This is a genomic window from Acuticoccus sediminis, assembly GCF_003258595.1.
GTDB lineage: Bacteria > Pseudomonadota > Alphaproteobacteria > Rhizobiales > Amorphaceae > Acuticoccus > Acuticoccus sediminis.
Genome location: NZ_QHHQ01000004.1, coordinates 534229 through 552178 on the forward strand (window position 1 = coordinate 534229; position 17950 = coordinate 552178).

Annotated in this window: 7 protein-coding genes; 4 read left to right on the forward strand and 3 right to left on the reverse strand. The window is 70.3% G+C overall.

Going from position 1 to position 17950, the window contains the following annotated elements; translation table 11 throughout:
• Positions 1 to 1380: an FAD-binding oxidoreductase gene (locus tag DLJ53_RS20585; RefSeq protein ID WP_111348700.1), complete on the forward strand. Its 1380-nt coding sequence runs from the start codon at positions 1 to 3 to the stop codon at positions 1378 to 1380.
• Between the two features lie 32 nt (positions 1381 to 1412).
• The gene (locus tag DLJ53_RS20590; protein ID WP_111348701.1) at positions 1413 to 4925 is read left to right on the forward strand and encodes an AAA family ATPase; all 3513 of its coding nucleotides are present in this window, start codon (positions 1413 to 1415) and stop codon (positions 4923 to 4925) included.
• Positions 4926 to 4932: 7 nt separating this feature from the next.
• Here DLJ53_RS20590 and DLJ53_RS20595 read toward each other — a convergent pair whose 3' ends face one another.
• Positions 4933 to 5301 carry a DUF4242 domain-containing protein gene (locus DLJ53_RS20595; protein WP_244935115.1) on the reverse strand — a complete coding sequence of 123 codons (369 nt, stop codon included), beginning with the start codon at positions 5299 to 5301 and terminating at the stop codon, positions 4933 to 4935.
• 326 nt (positions 5302 to 5627) lie between these two features.
• Here DLJ53_RS20595 and DLJ53_RS20600 point away from each other — a divergent pair, with 326 nt between their 5' ends.
• Both DLJ53_RS20600 and DLJ53_RS20605 read left to right on the forward strand, forming a co-directional pair.
• On the forward strand, positions 5628 to 7178 hold the full coding sequence (locus DLJ53_RS20600; RefSeq protein ID WP_111348703.1) for an efflux RND transporter periplasmic adaptor subunit: 1551 nt from the start codon (positions 5628 to 5630) through the stop codon (positions 7176 to 7178).
• Positions 7175 to 10342, forward strand: a complete 3168-nt coding sequence (locus DLJ53_RS20605; protein ID WP_111348705.1) for an efflux RND transporter permease subunit — start codon at positions 7175 to 7177, stop codon at positions 10340 to 10342. The genes DLJ53_RS20600 and DLJ53_RS20605 overlap by 4 nt, the downstream gene beginning before the upstream one ends.
• Positions 10343 to 10438: 96 nt before the next feature.
• Here the strand turns inward: DLJ53_RS20605 and DLJ53_RS20610 are convergent, their stop codons facing one another.
• Both DLJ53_RS20610 and DLJ53_RS20615 read right to left on the reverse strand, forming a co-directional pair.
• On the reverse strand, positions 10439 to 13600 hold the full coding sequence (locus tag DLJ53_RS20610; RefSeq protein ID WP_111348706.1) for a S8 family serine peptidase: 3162 nt from the start codon (positions 13598 to 13600) through the stop codon (positions 10439 to 10441).
• Between the two features lie 476 nt (positions 13601 to 14076).
• The gene (locus DLJ53_RS20615) at positions 14077 to 17715 is read right to left on the reverse strand and encodes a calcium-binding protein (RefSeq protein WP_111348708.1); all 3639 of its coding nucleotides are present in this window, start codon (positions 17713 to 17715) and stop codon (positions 14077 to 14079) included.
• Positions 17716 to 17950: the final 235 nt, after the last annotated feature.

Sequence of the window (17950 nt, forward strand, 5' to 3'; positions counted from 1 at the left end):
ATGCTGCAACGACCTTTCGCACTGCCATTCCGAGGCGAGCTCACCGCGCCGGGCGACGGCGGTTACGACCAGCGCCGCGGCCTCTACAACGGCCTGATCGACAAGCGCCCCGCCCTCATCGCGCACTGCACCGCGACCGCCGACGTCGTCGCCGCCCTCGCCTACGGGCGCGAGGCGGGACTGCCGATCGCCATCCGCGGCGGCGGCCACAACGGCGGCGGCCTCGGCTCCTGCGACGACGGCCTCGTGATCGACCTGTCGGGCATGAAGGGCGTCCGGGTCGACCCCCGCGCCCGCACCGCCCGCGTCGCCGCCGGCTGCCTGCAGGGCGAGGTCGACCACGCGACCCACGTCTACGGCCTCGCGGTGCCGAGCGGGATCTTCTCGACCACCGGCATCTCCGGACTGACGCTCGGCGGCGGCACGGGCCACCTGTCGCGCGCGTTCGGGCTCACGCTCGACAACCTGCTCGAGGCGGACGTCGTCCTCGCCGACGGCCGCATCGTCACCGCCAGCGAGGACCGCGAGCCCGACCTCTTCTGGGCGCTCCGCGGCGGTGGCGGCAACTTCGGGATCGTGACGAGCTTCCTGTTCCGCGCCCACCCCGTCAGCACGGTCTTCGGCGGACCGGTCTTCTGGGACATCGCCCACGCCGGCGCGGTCCTGCGCCGCTACCGCGACAGGCTGCCCGCCGCGCCGGAGGCGCTCGGCCTCTTCTTCGGCATCAAGACCGTGCCGCCGGTCGACATGTTCCCTGAACATACCCGCGGCCGGCGCGTGTGCGTCCTCATCGCCTGTTACAACGGTCCGGAGGACGAAGCACGCCTCGCGCTCGCGCCGTTCCGCAGGGGCCTGCCCGACCCGCTGATCGACGCCACCGGGCCGATCCCCTTCCCGTCGCTGCAGGCGATGTTCGACCCGCTCCTGCCCCCGGGGCTCCACTGGTATTGGAAGGGCGACTTCTTCGAGGCTCTCAGCGACGAGGTGATCGACATCCACCTCGCGCATGCCGCGCGCATCCCCACCAACTACAGCCTGATGCACCTCTACCCGATCGACGGGGCGGTGCAGCGCGTCCCGCCCCGGGCGACGGCGTGGAGCCGGCGCCACGCGCGCTGGTCGATGGTCATCGCCGGGATCGACACCGAGCGCGAGAACGCCGAGGCGATCACCCGCTGGGCCAAGGACTACTGGGCCGACCTCCACCCGCACAGCGACGGCGGCGGCTACGTCAACTTCCTGATGGGCGACGAGGGGGCCGACCGCGTCGCGGCCACCTACGGGGAGAACTACGACCGCTTGCGGCGCGTGAAGGCGGTCTACGATCCGCAGAACCTGTTCCGCATCAACCAGAACATTCCGCCCGCGGTGACGCACTGACGCGCCCTGGTCCGGTCCCCGGGGGGCGCACGATGGCGGGTGACATCGGCCCATGGCTGAAGGCGAACGGTCTCGAGCGCTATGCCGGGGCCTTCGCCGAGAACGACGTCGACATGCGGGCGCTGCCGCTCCTGACGGAGGCGGACCTGCGCGACCTCGGCCTCTCGCTCGGCCACCGCCGCATCGCGCTCGCCGCGATCGCCGCGCTCGCCGGTCCGCTCCCGCCGGCCGCCGACGCGCAGGAGGACGAGCGGCCCCACGCCAGGCTCGACGCCGAGTTCCGGCTGCTGTCGATCCTCTTCTGCGACCTCGTCGGCTCCACGGCCCTGTCGCAGGAGATCGACCCGGAGGCGATGCGAGAGATCCTGACCCGCTATCAGGACGCCGTCGCCGTCGCGGTGACCCGGTTCGACGGCTACGTCGCGAAGTGCTTCGGCGACGGCGTCCTCGCCTACTTCGGCTGGCCGCGCGCCTACGAGGATCACGCCGAGCGCGCCGTCCGCGCGGGCCTCGAGGCGCTCGAGCGGGTCGACGGCATTACCGCCGGCACGGGGCGCCTCGCCGCCCGCGTCGGGATCGCGACGGGCCAGGTGGTGGTCGGCGACCTGCAGACGGAGTACAGCCGGGAGGACGCCGCGGTGGCGGGCGAGACACCCAACCGCGCCGCCCGCATCCAGACCGCAGCGGAGCCCGGCGGGCTCTTGATCGACACCGAGACGGCGAACCTCACCGGCCGCGCCTTCCGCCTCGTCGACCGGGGGGAGATGGAGCTGAAGGGCTTCGCCCAGGCGGTGCACCTCTTCGCCGTCACCGGCGAGGCGGACATCGAGAGCCGCTTCATGGCGCACCACTGGGGCTCGCTCTCCCCCCTCGTCGGCCGCGGTCCCGAACTCGACCTCCTCAAGGCGCGGTGGCGGGCCGCGCAGGACGGCGAGGGCCAGGTCGTCGCCATCTCCGGCGAGGCGGGGATCGGCAAGTCGCGCCTTGTGGAAGCGTTCCTGGAGTCGCTCGGGAGCGAGCCGCACCGGCTCGTCCGCCTCCAGGGCTCGCCCTACCACACGCACAGCCCGCTGCACCCCGTCGCCGAGCGGCTGCGGCGCATCGCCGGGATCGGTGCGGACGACCCGCCGGCGACCCAGTTCGCCAAGCTGAAGGCGGAGCTCACCAAGTACTCCGGCGACCTCTCGTCCCTCGTGCTCCTCGCGGACCTGCTGTCGATCCCGATCGACGCCACGGTCGCACGGCCCAACCTGACGCCGCAGGAGGTTCGCGAGCGGACGTTCGACGCGCTGCTCGTCCGGCTCACCGGCTACGCCCATCAGGCGCCGACGGTCCTCGTCGTCGAGGACGCGCACTGGTTCGACCCGACCACGCTGGACCTTCTCGCCGTCTCGGCCGAACGAGCGGCCCACCTGCCGATCATGATCGTCATCACCCACCGCTCGGACTGGCACGCGGACTGGATCCAGGAGGCCGACGCCAGCATCATCGCCCTCCACCGGCTGGAGCGGCAGGAGGTCGGCGAGCTCGTCGGCCGCATCGCCTCCGGCCAGGCCGACCGGCTGCTCGACGACATCCTCGCCCGCACCGACGGCATCCCGCTCTTCGTCGAGGAGCTGGCGCGCGCGGCAACCGAAGGCCGCCTCACAAACGCCAGCGTACCGGACAGCCTGCGCGGCTCGCTCACGTCGCGTCTCGACCGGCTGTCGGTGGAGGCGCGGCTCGTGGTCCAGCTCGCCGCCGCAATCGGGCGCGAGTTCGACATGAGCCTCCTCCTCGACATCACCGGCCTCGATCCGGCCGGCCTCGACCGCGCCGTGGTGGACCTGCGGCGGGAGCGCCTCATCAGCGAGTCGCCGGCCGGACCCGGCGCCTACATGTTCCGCCACGCGCTCATTCAGGACACGGCCTACGGCGCCCTCCTCGCCTCCACCCGGAAGGCCTTCCACGGACGCATCGCGGCCGCGCTCGAGGCGCGCCCGTCGATGGTGGACGCCGAACCCGAGCTCCTCGCCCACCACCTCGACAGCGCCGGCGAACCCGGCAAGGCGGCCTGCTACTGGATGCGCGCCGCCCGCCGCGCGCTCGACCGCGCGGCCAACTTCGAGGCGGTGACGCTCGCCGGCCGGGCGCTGGAGGGCGTCACGCGCGCCACCCCCGACGACGACGACCGGCGCATGCGCGCCCGGCTTCTGCTCGGCACCGCGCTCGGCAACGCCGGGCGGCTGCGAGAGTCGCTCGGGCCGCTGGAGACCGCCGTCGAGCTCGCGACCGAACTCGGCGACCGCAAGGCGCTGCAGGAGGCCATTTTCGAGCTGGAGCGCTCGTGTTTCCTGCTCGGCGATCCCGACCACGACGCCGTCGACGGGCTGCAGACCCTGCTGCGGATCATCGACGCCGACGATGCGGCGACCGAGTGCCAGATCTCCTGCCGTCTCTCGCGCGCCTCGCTTTTGCGCGGCGACGTCGAAGGCGGGCGCCGCTACATCGCCCGCGCCGAACAGCTCGCGCGGCGCACGAAGGACAACGCCGCCCTTTTCGATGTCCTCTTCACGGCCTTCCAGCTCCCCGCCGGGCCGCAGTCCGAGATCCACACCGACCGCTGGGAGGAGCGCGTCGACGAGCTGATCACGCTCGCCGAGCAGCTCGGCGAGGACGACGCGCGCGGGCGGGCGCGCAGCATGGCCTTCGCCACCGCCGCGGAAATGGGCGACCGGAACCGGATGGACCGCGAGCTGCAATGGATGACCGACTTCGGGGAGGAGCGCGAACGCCTCCACATCAAGTGGATCGCCGCCCACGGCCGCGCGATGGTCGCCATCATGGAGGGCGACTTCGCCGCCGCCGAGGCCAATGCCGAGCAGGCCTTCGCGCTCGGACCGCAGACCTACGGCAGCAACCTCGAGGGCGTCTACGGGGTGCAGATGTTCGCGATCAGGCGCGAGCAGGCGCGGCTCGCCGAAGTGGCGCCGATCATGAAACGCCTGATCGAGCAGAACCCGTCCCAGTCGACGTGGCGGCCCGGATTCGCGATCGTCGCCAGCGACCTCGGCTTCGAAACGGCGGCCCGGCGCATTCTGGACGAGATCGCCGAGGAAGGGTTCACCGTCCCGTTCGACGGCATGCGCTCGACCACCCTCTCCTTCCTGGCGGAGGTGGCGGCGCGGCTCGGCGACGAAGCCCGCTCCGCCACGCTCTACGACCTGCTCGTGCCTTACGGGGCGATGACGATCACGGCCGGGATCACGACGCTCTGTTCCGGCGCCGCGGGCCGGTGCCTCGGCAACCTCGCCGCCACCTCGGGGCGGTGGGACGCGGCGGCCGAGCACTTCGAGACCGCGCTCGCCATCAACGAGGCGATGCGCGCGCCCGTCTGGCTGGCGCACACCCGGGCCGACTACGCCGCGATGCTGGAGCGTCGCGGGCGCCCGTGTGACCGGGCGGAACGGGAGCGCCTCCGGCGCGAGGCCCGCGCCACGGCCGTGCGGCTCGGCCTCGTCGCGCTGGGCCACCGCCTGGACACACCGGGCGGCGGGGCCGGATGAGCGGGCGTCAGGCGAACATCGCCGGCGTCACCTCGTCGACCGGCGTGATGACGTCGGCCGGCACGTTCGCCTTGCGCGCCGCCTCCCGGATGGCCTCCGCGTTGGGGGCTTCGTAGAGGCAATAGGTCTTGCGCTTGTCGGCCGAGAGGAAGGAATAGATCCACTGCACGCCGACCTCGTCGTTGACCGCCTCGATGCGAGGATTGTTCGCCCGCCAGTCTTCGAGCTCAAGCTGCTCGGCGAAATTCCGTTCGATCAGGAACTTGGGCATCGTGTCCTCCGAATTGTTATCGAATTGTGCCGGCTCGATCGAGACGACGACGATACCATTCGCGCCGGACGGGATCCACACGACCGGCCCGGAGACGGGGGCCACGTCCTTATTGTGCCAGATCTTCGTGTAATGAAGACTGCGCGGGGATTAACGGAGACGCAACTCGAACCCGTGCATCCACCGCCCGTCCTCCAATGGACGACGGCAGGCCGCATCCTCGCCGCAGACCGGTCCGCACGTCACACCACGAACGTCGCCTCACACGAACTCCGGCCTAAGGATGGGTGAATCATGTCAAATGTTTGCGCGCGAGATTCGCTTCGGGTTGTCACACGTAGGTCAGATCTGCAGTGTGACCTGCAGGGGCCAATCCCATCCCTTGGGCGCGGCGTCGTAACCAACCCCGCAGTGTTCGATTGAGCCGCCACATGAAATTTCGACCGTCGTCCGTCGCCGTGCTTGCCCGCGTCCCGCGATGGCAGGCCCTGTCCGTCGCGATCATCATGAGTGTGAACGCCGCCGGCCCGGCCTTCGCGCAGCAAGGCAACGCCGCGCCGCCCGCGGTGGTGGTCGCGCCGATCGCCGAACAGGACGTCTCGCGGAGCGACCGCTTCGTCGGCCGCGTCCAGGCGATCCAGTCGGTAAACCTCGTCGCCCGCGTCGAGGGCTTCCTCGAGCAGATCAATTTCAAGGAAGGGTCGACGGTCAAGAAGAACGACCTCCTGATCGGGATCGAGAAGGCGCCGTACCAGGCGCAGCTGGCCGCCGCGCAGGGCCAGCTCGCGTCGGCCAACGCCACGCTCGTCGGCACCCAGGCGAAGCTCAAGAACGCCGACGTCGTCCTCGCGCGGCAGAAGAACCTCCTGCAGCGTGACGTCGCAAGCCAGGCGCAGGCCGACGACGCCCAGGCCAACCGCGACGTCGCCGCGGCGAACGTCCAGGAGGCGCAGGCCGCCATCGAGCAGGCCAAGGCCCAGGTCCAGACAGCCGAACTGAACCTCAGCTACACCGACATCATCTCGCCGATCGACGGGCGCACCGGCGTCGTCTCGATCACCGAGGGCAACCTCGTGAACACCCAGAGCGGGACGATCGCGACGGTGGTCCAGATCGACCCGATCCGCGTCGCCTTCTCGATCCCGGAGACGCTGTTCACCAGGATCGCGCAGGCCGGGTTCACGAAGTCCGACAGGGGGCAGACCGTCCCCAACGTCGCCGGCTTCACCCCCGAGATCATCCTGCCGGGCGGCACTGCCTACGGTCACGACGGCAAGATCACCTTCGCCAGCAACCAGATCGACGCCGCGACCGGCACGCTGGTCATCTACGCCGACTTCCCGAACCCGGACGGGGTTCTCCTGCCCGGCGCCTTCGTCAACGTCGTGGTGAAGCAGGCTCAGGGGCAGCTTCTGCCGATCGTGCCGGTCTCCGCGGTCCTTCAGGACCAGCAGGGGCGCTACGTCTTCGTCATCGACAGCGACAACAAGGCCGAGGTGCGGCGCATCGAGACCGCCGGCCAGATCGAGAACGGCTTCCCGGTCACCAAGGGCCTGACCGCCGGTGAAACGGTGATCGTCCAGGGCCTGCAGAAGGTTCGCCCCGGCATCGAGGTGACGCCGACGCCGGCGAAGCCGACCCAGCCGGGCGACTCGACCTCCAGCGCCGCCAGCACATCGCCGGGCGCCGGCAGTTCGTCCGGCACCGCGCCCGCGAGCGGCGGCTCCGGCACCGCGCCGGCCGCATCCGGCGGCACCTCGACGACGAGCGCCCCGGCACCCGCGAGCGGGAACACATCCTCCGCCCCGGCGAGCACGAGCGGCAGCGGTTCGGACACGTCCGGCGACAGCGCCGGTCCCAGCGCCGCGAGCGACAGCGCCGGCGCGACCGACAGCAGCGGCTCGGCCGACAGCTCGGGCGGCAGCGCGGCCCCCGCGAGCGGTAACGACGCGTCCTCCTCTACTCCGGCCAGCGCCCAATGATCTCGAAGGTCTTCGTCGAACGGCCGCGACTCGCGATCGTCATCTCGCTCGTCCTCACCATCGCGGGCGCGCTCGCGCTCTACTCGATGCCGGTGGCCCAGTTCCCCGACATCACCCCGCCGGTGGTGCAGGTCACCGCGTCCTACCCGGGCGCCGATTCTGAGACCATCGCCGACACGGTCGGCGGTCCGATCGAGGAGCAGGTCAACGGCGTGAAGGACATGATCTACATGTCCTCGACGTCCTCCTCCTCCGGCACCTACACCCTGAGCGTCACCTTCGACATCGGCACCGACCCCGATATCGCCCAGGTGAACACGCAGAACCGCGTCTCCCAGGCGCTCGCGACGCTGCCGTCGACGGTGCAGGCCCTCGGCGTCAGCACCCAGGCCCAGTCGACCAACATGCTGGGCGTGATCAACGTGTTCTCGCCGGATGACTCGTTCGATCCGATCTACATTTCGAACTACACGACCATCAACGTGCGCGACCCGCTGTCGCGCATCAACGGCGTCGGCGAGGCCACCCTCCTCGGCGGCCTCGACTACTCGATGCGTGTCTGGCTCGACCCGATCAAGCTCGCCGCCGTCGGCCTCTCGACCTCGGACATCGGCAGCGCGATCCAGGCGGAGAACATCCAGGCCTCGCTCGGCACCATCGGCGGTCCGCCGATCGGCGACTCGCAGGTCGTCCAGTACACCGTCACCAGCCAGGGCCAGCTCCCCGACCCGACGGCGTTCGGCAACATCATCGTGCGGACCGGCAGCGACGGCGCCATCGTGCGCCTGCGCGACGTCGCCCGCATCGAGCTCGGCGCGCAGACCTATTCGTCGATCTCCAAGCTGAACAACAAGCCGGCCGCCTCCGTCGCGATCTACCAGGCTCCGGGCGCGAACGCGCTCGAGGTGATGAAGAACGTGCGGGCGCAGATGGAGACGCTTTCCCAGCGCTTCCCCAGCGGCCTCAAGTACGAAGTCGTCTACGACTCCACCCTCTTCGTCTCCGCGTCGATCAACGAAATCATCATGACGCTCGGCATCACCGCCGTGATCGTCATGATCGTGACCTTCGTCTTCCTGGGGAACCTGAGGGCGACGATCATCCCGGCGGCGACTATTCCGGTGTCGCTGATCGGCGTGTTCCTGGTGCTCGCGGCATTCGGATTCTCGGCCAATACCATCAGCCTGTTCGCGGTGGTGCTCGCCATCGGCCTCGTCGTCGACGACGCCATCGTTGTGGTCGAGAACGTGTCCCGCATCATGGAGGAAGAGGGCAAGGACAGACGCGAGGCCACCCTCGAGGCGATGCGACAGGTGCAGGGGCCGATCATCTCGACCACCCTCGTCCTCTTCGCCCTCTTCGGTCCGGTCGCCTTCTTCCCCGGGATCACCGGCGAGCTCTTCCGCCAGTTCGCGGTCACCATCTCGGCAGCGGTGTTCATCTCCTCGATCAACGCCCTGACGCTGTCGCCGGCGATCTGCGCCCTGGTGCTCAACCCGGCGACCAAGAAGGTGCTGCCGCTCGCGCTGTTCGACCGCGGGCTCGACAAGGTGCGTAACGGCTATGTCGGCCTCGTCAGCGCCATCGCCCGCCGCTCGCTGATCGCCGGCATCGCGATCCTGGCGGCCGGCATCGCGTCGGGCATCCTCATCGAGCGGACGCCGGGCGCGTTCATCCCGAACGAGGACCAGGGCGCGCTGTTCGTCGACGTGTCGCTTCCCGCCGGCGCCGCCCTCCCCCGCTCGCTCGAAGTGATGCAGCAGGTGACCGACATCGCCAACTCGCATCCGGGCATCGCGAACGTCATCACCGTGGCGGGCTACAGCCTCCTGACCGGCGCGCCGAGCTCCGGCTCGGGCCTCGCGGTCATCGTGATGGATCCGTGGGACCAGCGCACGACGCCCGAGCTCAGCCTGAAGTCGATCTACGCGAGCCTGAACGAGAAGTTCGCGGCGATCCCGGAGGCGAACGTCTTCGCCTTCCCGCCGCCGCCGATCCCCGGCCTCGGCGCCGCGGCCGGCTTCGACTACCGCCTCCAGGGCTTCAGCGGGCAGACCCCGCAGGAGCTGACGGAAGCCCTGCGCTCCCTGCTGGTGGCCGCCAACCAGGACCCGCGCATCGGCCGCGCCTACTCCAGCTACTCTGCCGACATCCCGCAGATCTACCTGGACGTCGACCGTGCCAAGGCGCAGAGCCTCAACGTGCCGATCTCGGCGCTCTACGAGACGCTCCAGGCCCAGCTCGGCTCGCAGTACATCAACAACTTCACCTACCTGGGGCGCGTGTTCCAGGTGAACATCCAGGCCGATGCGCAGTTCCGCAAGAACCTCGCCGACCTGAACCAGATGTACGTGCGCTCGACGGACGGCAACATGGTGCCGATCTCCACACTGGTGGAGCCGAGGTACACGCTCGGCCCGGACCTCTCGTTCCGGTACAACCAGTTCATCTCCGCCGCCGTGAACGGCAGCGCCGCAGCCGGCTATTCGGACGGCCAGGCCATGGAGGCGATGGAGGAGATCTCGGCCAAGACGCTGCCGGAGGGCTTCGGCTTCTCCTGGTCGAGCATGTCCTACCAGTCGGCGCAGCAGGGCAACGCCCTCGGCATCCTGCTGGGCCTGTCGGTGCTCTTCGGCTACCTCTTCCTGGTCGGCCTCTACGAGAGCTGGATGAACCCGTTCGCGGTGCTGGGGTCGGTGACGATCGCGGCACTCGGCGCGGTCGCCGCCATCTCCGCCTTCGGCATCGCCCTCAACGTCTACGTCCAGATCGGCCTCGTGCTCCTCGTCGGTCTGGCGGCCAAGAACGCCATTCTGATCGTGGAGTTCGCCAAGGAGGCGCGGGAGGCCAACCACACCCGCGTGGAAGCGGCGCGGCAGGCCGCCGAGATGCGTTTCCGCGCGGTGCTGATGACGGCTTTCGCCTTCATCCTCGGCGTGGTCCCGCTGGTGACGGCGACGGGCGCGGGCGCTGTGTCGCGCTTCGTGCTCGGCACGACGGTGCTCGGCGGCATGTTCGCGGCCACCTGCATCGGCATCGTGTTCATCCCGGGCCTCTACGTGATGTTCCAGTGGCTGGGTGACACGGTCAGCAACAACAAGCGCACGGTCGAGCGGCGTGGCAACGCCGCCCCGGTGCCCGGCGCCGCCCCGTCGGCGGAGTAACCGGACGGGCGGGCGGCCACGGGTCGCCCGCCTTCCCGCCGCCGCGGTCCCTGCCTCGCGGCCGCCACGTTCCGGCAGGCACTACAGTCAGCCCCCCTACAGAATGAAGTCCGACGCCGTGATGTGGTCGACCCCGTTGAGCTGGAGCTGCAGCTCGATCGCCGCGTCGTCGTCCAAGTTGACGCTGACGATGAGCGCGTCGCCGTAGACCACCGCGCCGACCTCTCCGGCGCCGGGGGCGGCCGTGCCGCCGAAGAAGCGGAACGCCTGGTTGCCGGCGACGCCGGCATCGGCGTCGAGTGCCGAGAGGTCGATGACGTCCTCCCCCGAGGTGAAGTCGCGGATCATGTCGCGCCGGCTGAACCCGTAGCCGGAGTCGCCCGCGCCGATCACCACCCGGTCCGCGCCCTCGCCCAGCACGTAGTAGTCCGATCCGGCACCGCCGTTCAGCGTGTCGTCGCCGGCACCGCCCACCAGCGTGTCGCGGCCCCCCTCCCCGAACAGCCGGTCGCCGCCGCCCTCGCCATAGAGCGCATTGCCGGCCCCGTTGCCGATCATCGTGTTGCGAAGGTCGTTGCCGTAGCCGACCTGTGCGCCGGAGCGCAGCTCCATCCGCTCCACATTGTCGTCGAGGCGGAAGGTCCCGGCGTAGCTGACGACGGTGTCGTAGCCGGCGCCCGTCTCCTCGACCACGACGTCGCTGCGCAGGCCGACGATGTAGGTGTCGTCACCGGTGCCGCCGATCATCGTGTCGTCGCCGGCGCCGCCGCTGATCGTGTCGTCGCCCGCCTCGCCGCGGATATGGTCCTGCCCGCCGAGGCCGTTCAGCATGTTCCCGAAGCTGTTGCCGACGAGCGAGTTGGCAAGGTCGTTGCCCGATCCGTTGAGCGCCGACTTCAGCAGCTCCAGCCGCTCCACGTCGTCCCCCAGCGTGAAGCTGATGTAGCTGCGCACGGTGTCGAAGCCCTCGCCAACGGTCTCGCGCACCACGTCGCCGGCATTGCTGACGGTGTAGCGGTCGTCACCGGCGCCGCCGATCATGGTGTCGGCCCCGCCGCCCCCGTCCAGCGTGTCGTCACCGTCGTGGCTGGTGAGGTAGTCATCGCCCGCCCGGCCGGTGATCCGGTTGCAGGCCGCGTTGCCGATCATCGTGTTGTCGGCGGACGAGCCCTGCACCGACCACGCCGCGCCGCGCAGGATCACACGCTCCACGTTCGCCGGCAGCGTGATGTTGAGGGCGGTCTCGATGGTGTCGATGCCCTCGTCCGCGCGCTCGATCACCCGGTCGCCCGGCTGGTCGACGATGTAGCGGTCGTCCCCGGCGCCGCCGATCAGCGTGTCGGTCCCGGCCCCGCCGTCGAGCGTGTCGTCGCCGCGCCCGCCGGAAAGGCGGTTGCCGAGCGCGTTGCCGGTGAGGAGATCGTCGCCGTCCCCCGACGTGGCGTTCTCGATCGCCGCGTCGGCGGCGAGGCTGAACGTCACGCCGTCGATGCGGCCGATGGCGCCGGCGACCAGACTGATCACGCTGTCGCTGAAGACGGCGGCGGCGTTGATCTCGTCGATGCCGCCGTCCGTGTCCGTCAGCGCGCGCCGGCCCGGACCGCCGGCGAAGTCCGCATACTCCTCGGTGTATATGTAGACGTCGTCCGTCGCGTCATGGCCGACGATGGAGAGCGCGGCGTTGGACGCCGTGCCGGAATCGCCGAGGTAGTCGTCGGTGATCGTCAGGGTCCATGTCCCCGCGCTCAGTTCGCCGAGGAAGGCGTTGCTGGCCAGCGTGAGGTCGCGGGCGCCGTAGTCCGTCGCGTCGGCACTGCCGAAGTTGTCGCGCATCAGCTCGCTCACGGTGCCGTCCGGCGAGGTGAGCTGGATCTCGAGGTCGCTGAGCCAGGTGTGACTCAGTCCGAGGTCGATCGCGACGCGCTCCACCGCGATGGTCTCGGCGACATCGAACGTCATCGTCACGGTGGCGAGGTCGGTGATCGCTACGCTCCCCTCGTTCGCCGCGACGCCCTCCACCAGCGCGCGGCTCTCCCACGTGCCGGTGCCGGTCCAGCTCTCGGCGAGGCGGACGGCGGCGAGCACGTCGACGAGGCCGAAGCCGTAGTCCTCGGAGAAGTGGAACCCGCCGCCGTTCCAGCCGTCGGCGCCGTTCCAGTCCCACTGGTAGCGCTCCGCCCCGGTGAGGCCGCTGCCGTCGAAGCTGTCCGCGCCGGTATGGACGGCGGTGGCGGCGAGGATCGTCTGCACGTCGCGGTAGCCGAGGTCCGGATTGGCCTCCAGCATCAGCGCCGCGACACCGGAGACCATCGGCGCCGCCGCCGAGGTACCGTTGAAGCCGCTCGTCACCTCGTCGCCGACGGTCGCGCGGTTGTAGCCGAGGTGCCCGGTGCGGTCGGTCGTCACCACGTCGCCCGGCACCGGCCCGCCGAAGGCGGAGACGAGGACGCTCGCCCCTTCGGTGGAATAGCTGGAGACGCGCCCGTCCCGCTCCACCGCCGCCACCGCGATCGTGCCCCACGACGCGGTGGTCCACGACCCCGCCGTATTGTCGAGCGAGCCACGCCCGTTGCCGGCCGACTTCACGATGATGCCGCCGAGCCCGTCCCGTCCCTCCGCGACGACGTCGGCGAGTGTCGCGTGAAGCTCCGCCTGCCGGGCGTTGAAGGCCGAATCGTAGAACGGCGTGACGTAGCCCCAGCTGTTGTTGACGACGTCGTAGTTCGCGAAGTTGGCGAACGCGTCCCGGAGCGAGATCGTCGGCCCGGCCGCGAGACCGTCGCCGGAGAGGTCGGAGGCCGGGATGGCGGGCATCGACACCAGCGTTGCCTCGTGCGCGATGCCGACCGCGCCGGTCTGGTTGCGCTGGGCCGCGATGATGCCGGCGACGGCGGTGCCGTGAGCCCCGTCGCGGTCCGGGTGATAGCCGTCGACCCCGGCGACCTCGAGGCTGAAATCGTAGTTCGGAAAGAGGTCCGGGTGCAGGTAGTCGACCCCGTCGTCAATCAGCGCGACGCGCACGCCCGCGCCGGTATAGTCGTCCCAGACCGACGCGCCCCCGGAGAAGAGGTTGAGGTCGCGCTGCCCGCCGGCGCCGTTGGCGAGGTGATACTGCGAGGCGAAGTAGGGGTCCGCCGGGCCGAGGTCGAGCACGACGAGGCCCGTGCCTGTACCCGTGCCGGGGTCGGCGCCGCCTTCCCGCCCCCCCGGGCCCGGGCCAGGGTCGATCGTCTCCACCCCCGTGTGGATGAGCGTCATCGGCGCATGTCCTGTCCCCGCGCCGCTGCCACCGGTCGATGACCTGCGGGCGTCGGCGCACACCTCGGAAAATGGGCAGCGCCTCTCCGGCGCTCTGTTGTTGGAGGGCCGCCCGGAGGACGGGTGGGTGCGCCGCGCGGCCAAAGCCGGTCACGCCTCGTCCGTGCCGGCGGCATCGCGCCTTCGGCACGGCGGATCGCGTCGGACCCGCCCCCCATCGCCCCGGGACGCCGAGCCCGACCCCGCCCGCGGCGTGGCGCCGGCGGCGAAGGGCGGCCCGACGGACCTCGGTCGCTGCGAGCCGGGAGAGCGCCCGGCGGTACGCCATGACGCACCGCCGGGCCCCCTCGCGACCCGGGACGGAGGCTAGGCGACGAAGATGGGTCGAGGCTGTGGCGCGCGCCCGCCGGTCACGCGCGGGGCTGTGACCTCGGCGAGGGCGACGGTCTGCGGCCTTGGTCGGCCGTCAGGCGGGATCAGAGGATGAAGTCGGTTCCGGTCAGGTAGACGACGTTGTTGAACTTCATCTGCAATTCGATCTCGGGGTCGCTGTCGACGTTGACGTAGAGGATCGACGTGTTGCCGAAGCTGTAATAGTTCATCTGGCCCGGCTCGGTGATCTCCGCGGTGCCGATGAAGTCGAACGCCTGGTTGCCGCTCCGGGTCCGGTCCGCGTCGAGCGCGGACATGTCGATCCTGTCGTGGTCGGCCCGGGTGAAGTCGACGATGATGTCCCGCGTCTCGGGCGTGTTGCCGGAATCGCCGTAGGAGATGTAGCGGATCGTGTCCGCCCCCTTGCCGAGCGTGATCCGGTCCTGGCCGGAGTTGCCGACCAGCGTGTCGTTGCCCTCATCGCCCATCAGCGTATCGTCGCCGCCGCCGCCCGAGATGGAATCGCCGCCGCCGGCCCCGTAGAGGCGGTTCGCGTCGCTGTTGCCCTGGATCACGTTGGCGAGGCCGTTGCCGGTCCCCACCGGACGCCCCGACCCCAGGGTCAGGTTCTCGACGTTGGCGGGCAGCGTGTAGCTCGGCATGTAGGAGAGGACATGGTCCGTCCCTTCGCCGCTCGCTTCCACGACGAGGTCGCCGCTGGCGGCGACCACATACTCGTCGTTGCCGGTGCCTCCGGTCATCGTGTCGTGGCCGCTGCCGCCGTTCAGCGTGTCGTCGCCGCCGCCGCCGGTCAGGGTGTCGCTTCCGTCGAGGCCCTGGAGGTCGTTGCTCGCGTCGTTGCCCGTCAACACGTTGTCCAGCGTGTTGCCGATGCCCCGGCGCGGACCGGACCCGCGGATGGTCAGGTTCTCGAGATTGTCGCCCAGCGTGTAGTCGAGATAGGCGAGGACGAGGTCCGTCCCCTCCCCGGCGTTCTCCGTGATCCGATCGCCGGCGACCGCGACGGTGTAGGTGTCGTTCCCCGTGCCGCCGATCATGCTGTCGTTGCCGTCGTTGCCGTTCAGCGTGTCGTCGCCGTCGCGGCCGACGATGTAGTCGTCGCCGTCCTTGCCCGTCAGCGTATTGTCCCGGGCATTGCCGAGGATCGTGTTGTCGAGGGCGTTGCCGATGCCCTGCGTGGCGTTGCCGAAGAGCTCCAGCCGCTCGAAGTGGTCGCCCAGCGTGAAGTTGAAGTAGGCGGCGATGGTGTCCCGCCCGTCCGAGGCCGCCTCCACGACGCTGTCGGTCGCGAGCGTCATGATGTAGCGGTCGTCTCCGGAGCCGCCTTCCAGCGTGTTGAACCCCTCTCCGCCGTCCAGCGTGTCGTTGCCGGCCCCGCCGATCAGCGTGTCGTTGCCGCCGAGGCCGCGCAGGACGTTGCCGCTGCCGTTGCCGACGATCAGGTTGTTCGCCGCGTTGCCGCTCCCGGTGATCGCGTTGCCGGCGAGCTCGAGGCGCTCGAAGTTCTCCGCCAGCGTGACGTTGTCGACGTAGGTGACGACCGTGTCGTTCCCCTCGCCCGGCTTCTCCACGGCGATGTCCTCGGGCAGGCCGACGACGTAGGTGTCGTCCCCCGTGCCGCCCGTCATGCTGTCCACCCCGGCGCCGCCGTCCAGCGTATCGTTCCCGCTCCCGCCCTCGATGGTGTCGTTGCCGCTGTTGCCGACGAGGCTGTCGTTGCCGCCGAGCCCGCTGAGGATGTTGGCCTCGGCGTTGCCGATGATGACGTTGGCGACGTCCGTCCCCGTCCCGGCGATCACCGAGCCCAGGAGCGTCAGGTTCTCGAGATCGCTCGTCAGCGTGAAGTCGCGGTAGGTCTGGACCGTATCGTTGCCGGAGCTCTCGATGATGGTGTCGCCGGCCGCGGCGACGACATAGGTGTCGTCCCCGTCGCCGCCGTCCATCGTGTCATTGCCGGCGCCGCCGTTCAGCGTGTCGTTGCCGGGGCCGCCGACCATCGCGTCGTCGCCGCCGCCGGCGTCGAGGCTGTCGTTGCCGGCCCCGCCGGCGAGCGTCGAATCGTAGTCGCCGATGCTGGTCAGCGTGTTGTCGCCCGCGCTGCCGATCAGCGTCGCGCCGTTGTAGACGGTGACGTTCTCGATCCCCCGCAGCACGTCGCGGGTGTCGCCCTGGTACTGGATGTAGCCGGCCGTCAGGTGCACCGCCCAGTGGGCGTCCACGTCGAGGTCGATGGCCGACCACACCAGCGTGTCGACCCCGTCCCCGCCGTCCCAGGTCGACGAGGCGGCGCCCGTCCCGGCATTCTTGATGAGCACGTCGTCGCCGGAGCCGCCGCCGTACTCGTCCGCGGCGCGGAAGGCGCTGCCGACCACCGTGTCGTTGCCCGAGCCGCCGTCGACGGTGTCGCGGTCTGCGCCGCCGACGATCGAGTCGTTGCCGCTGCCGCCGAGGAGCAGGCTCGGCCCGCCGCCGCCGTGGATGGTGTCGTTCCCGGCCCCGCCGTCGATCGTGTCCTCGCCGCCGCCGCCGGTCAGCACGTTGTCGAAGGTGCCGATCGCCAGGATGACGTTGTTGCCGCTGCTGCCGATCACCGGCGCGTCGTGGAAGATGGTGATGTTCTCGATGTTGATCAGCCGGTCGTAGCGAACGCCGTTGAGGTCGATCCGCCCGGCTTCGAGGTTCGCCGACCAGCCGGCCGCGGCACTGGCCCCGGCGACCGACCACTCCAGCGTGTCGCTGCCGAAGCCGCCGTCCCACGTGACCCCGTTCGGCCCGGCGTCGGCGGACTTCACGAAGACGTCGTCGCCGTCCTCGCCATAGAGCCGCTCGCCGGCGTCGCCGCCGGCCCGCAGCGTATCGTCCCCGTCGCCGCCGTAGAGCGTGTCGAGGCCGCTCTCCCCGTCGAGATCGTCGTTGCCGAGGCCGCCGAGCAGCCGGTCCTCGGCGGCCCCGCCCTTCAGCGTGTCGTCGCCGTCGTCGCCGCTCAGCGTGTCGGCGCCGTTGTCGCCCAGGACGAGGTCGTCGCCGGTGCCCCCGAAGATCTGATCGGCGGACCCGCCGCCGTCCAGCGTGTCCTCGCCCGCGCCGCCGAGAAGCGTGTCGTTGGAGGCATCGCCCCTAAGGACGTCGTTGCCCGCCTCGCCGTCGAGGAGGTCGTTTCCGCCGCCCCCCTCCAGCGTGTCCTGATCGTAGCCGCCGCGGATGCTGTCGTCGCCGTCGCCCCCCTCGAGGAGGTCGTCGTCGAAGCCGCCGTGGATGGAGTCGTTGCCGGCCTCACCGAGGATCGTGTCGTCCGCGTAGCTGCCGATCGCCGAATCGTTGCCGTTGCCAAGCCGGATGTCGTCGTCGCCGTAGGTGCCGTGGACCGAGTCGTCACCATCGCGCGAGCGGATCGTGTCGTCGCCCGCCCCTGCGAAGATGGTGTCGTTGCCCGAGCCGGTGGTGATGCTCTCCGCACCGTCGCCGCCGACGAAGTCCACGGCCGCCGTCCCCTCGTAGGCGAAGCCCTCGAAGCCGGAGACGAGGGAGCGGATCCGGTCGACCTCCATCCGGCCCGTGACGTAGTCGACCTCGATGGTTGCGGTCGTACCGGTCTCGAGGAGCAGCGTGTCCCGTCCGCCGCTGCCGTCGTAGCGCTCGCCGGCCTTCGGATCGTCGGCGACGATGACGTTGTCCGCCGCATCGCCGATCGGCCCCGGGATGACCTCGGCGTCCTCATCCATGGCGTGGTACGCCTCCCGAGCGCCGGCGGCGCGCGGACCCGGGCGGTCGCTCCGGGCGGTTCGCGGAAATGGAGATGCGTGATCGCACCCGGGTGCAGCGTCCTCTCATGGACGCGCATCAGACCACATCACCCTAAGATTGAAAAGAACCAGTATCGCAACTTTTCGGTGGGTCGGCCGCGCATGCCGGATGCGCCCTCCGCCGCAAACGAAAAGGCGGCGGCCCCGGGGGACC

Coding starts and splice junctions, on each gene's coding strand:
- DLJ53_RS20585 (WP_111348700.1), top strand. CDS start 1: ATGCTGCAACGACCTTTCGCACTGCCATTCCGAGGCGAGCTCACCGCG.
- DLJ53_RS20590 (WP_111348701.1), top strand. CDS start 1,413: ATGGCGGGTGACATCGGCCCATGGCTGAAGGCGAACGGTCTCGAGCGC.
- DLJ53_RS20600 (WP_111348703.1), top strand. CDS start 5,628: ATGAAATTTCGACCGTCGTCCGTCGCCGTGCTTGCCCGCGTCCCGCGA.
- DLJ53_RS20605 (WP_111348705.1), top strand. CDS start 7,175: ATGATCTCGAAGGTCTTCGTCGAACGGCCGCGACTCGCGATCGTCATC.
- DLJ53_RS20610 (WP_111348706.1), bottom strand. CDS start 13,600: ATGACGCTCATCCACACGGGGGTGGAGACGATCGACCCTGGCCCGGGC.
- DLJ53_RS20615 (WP_111348708.1), bottom strand. CDS start 17,715: ATGGATGAGGACGCCGAGGTCATCCCGGGGCCGATCGGCGATGCGGCG.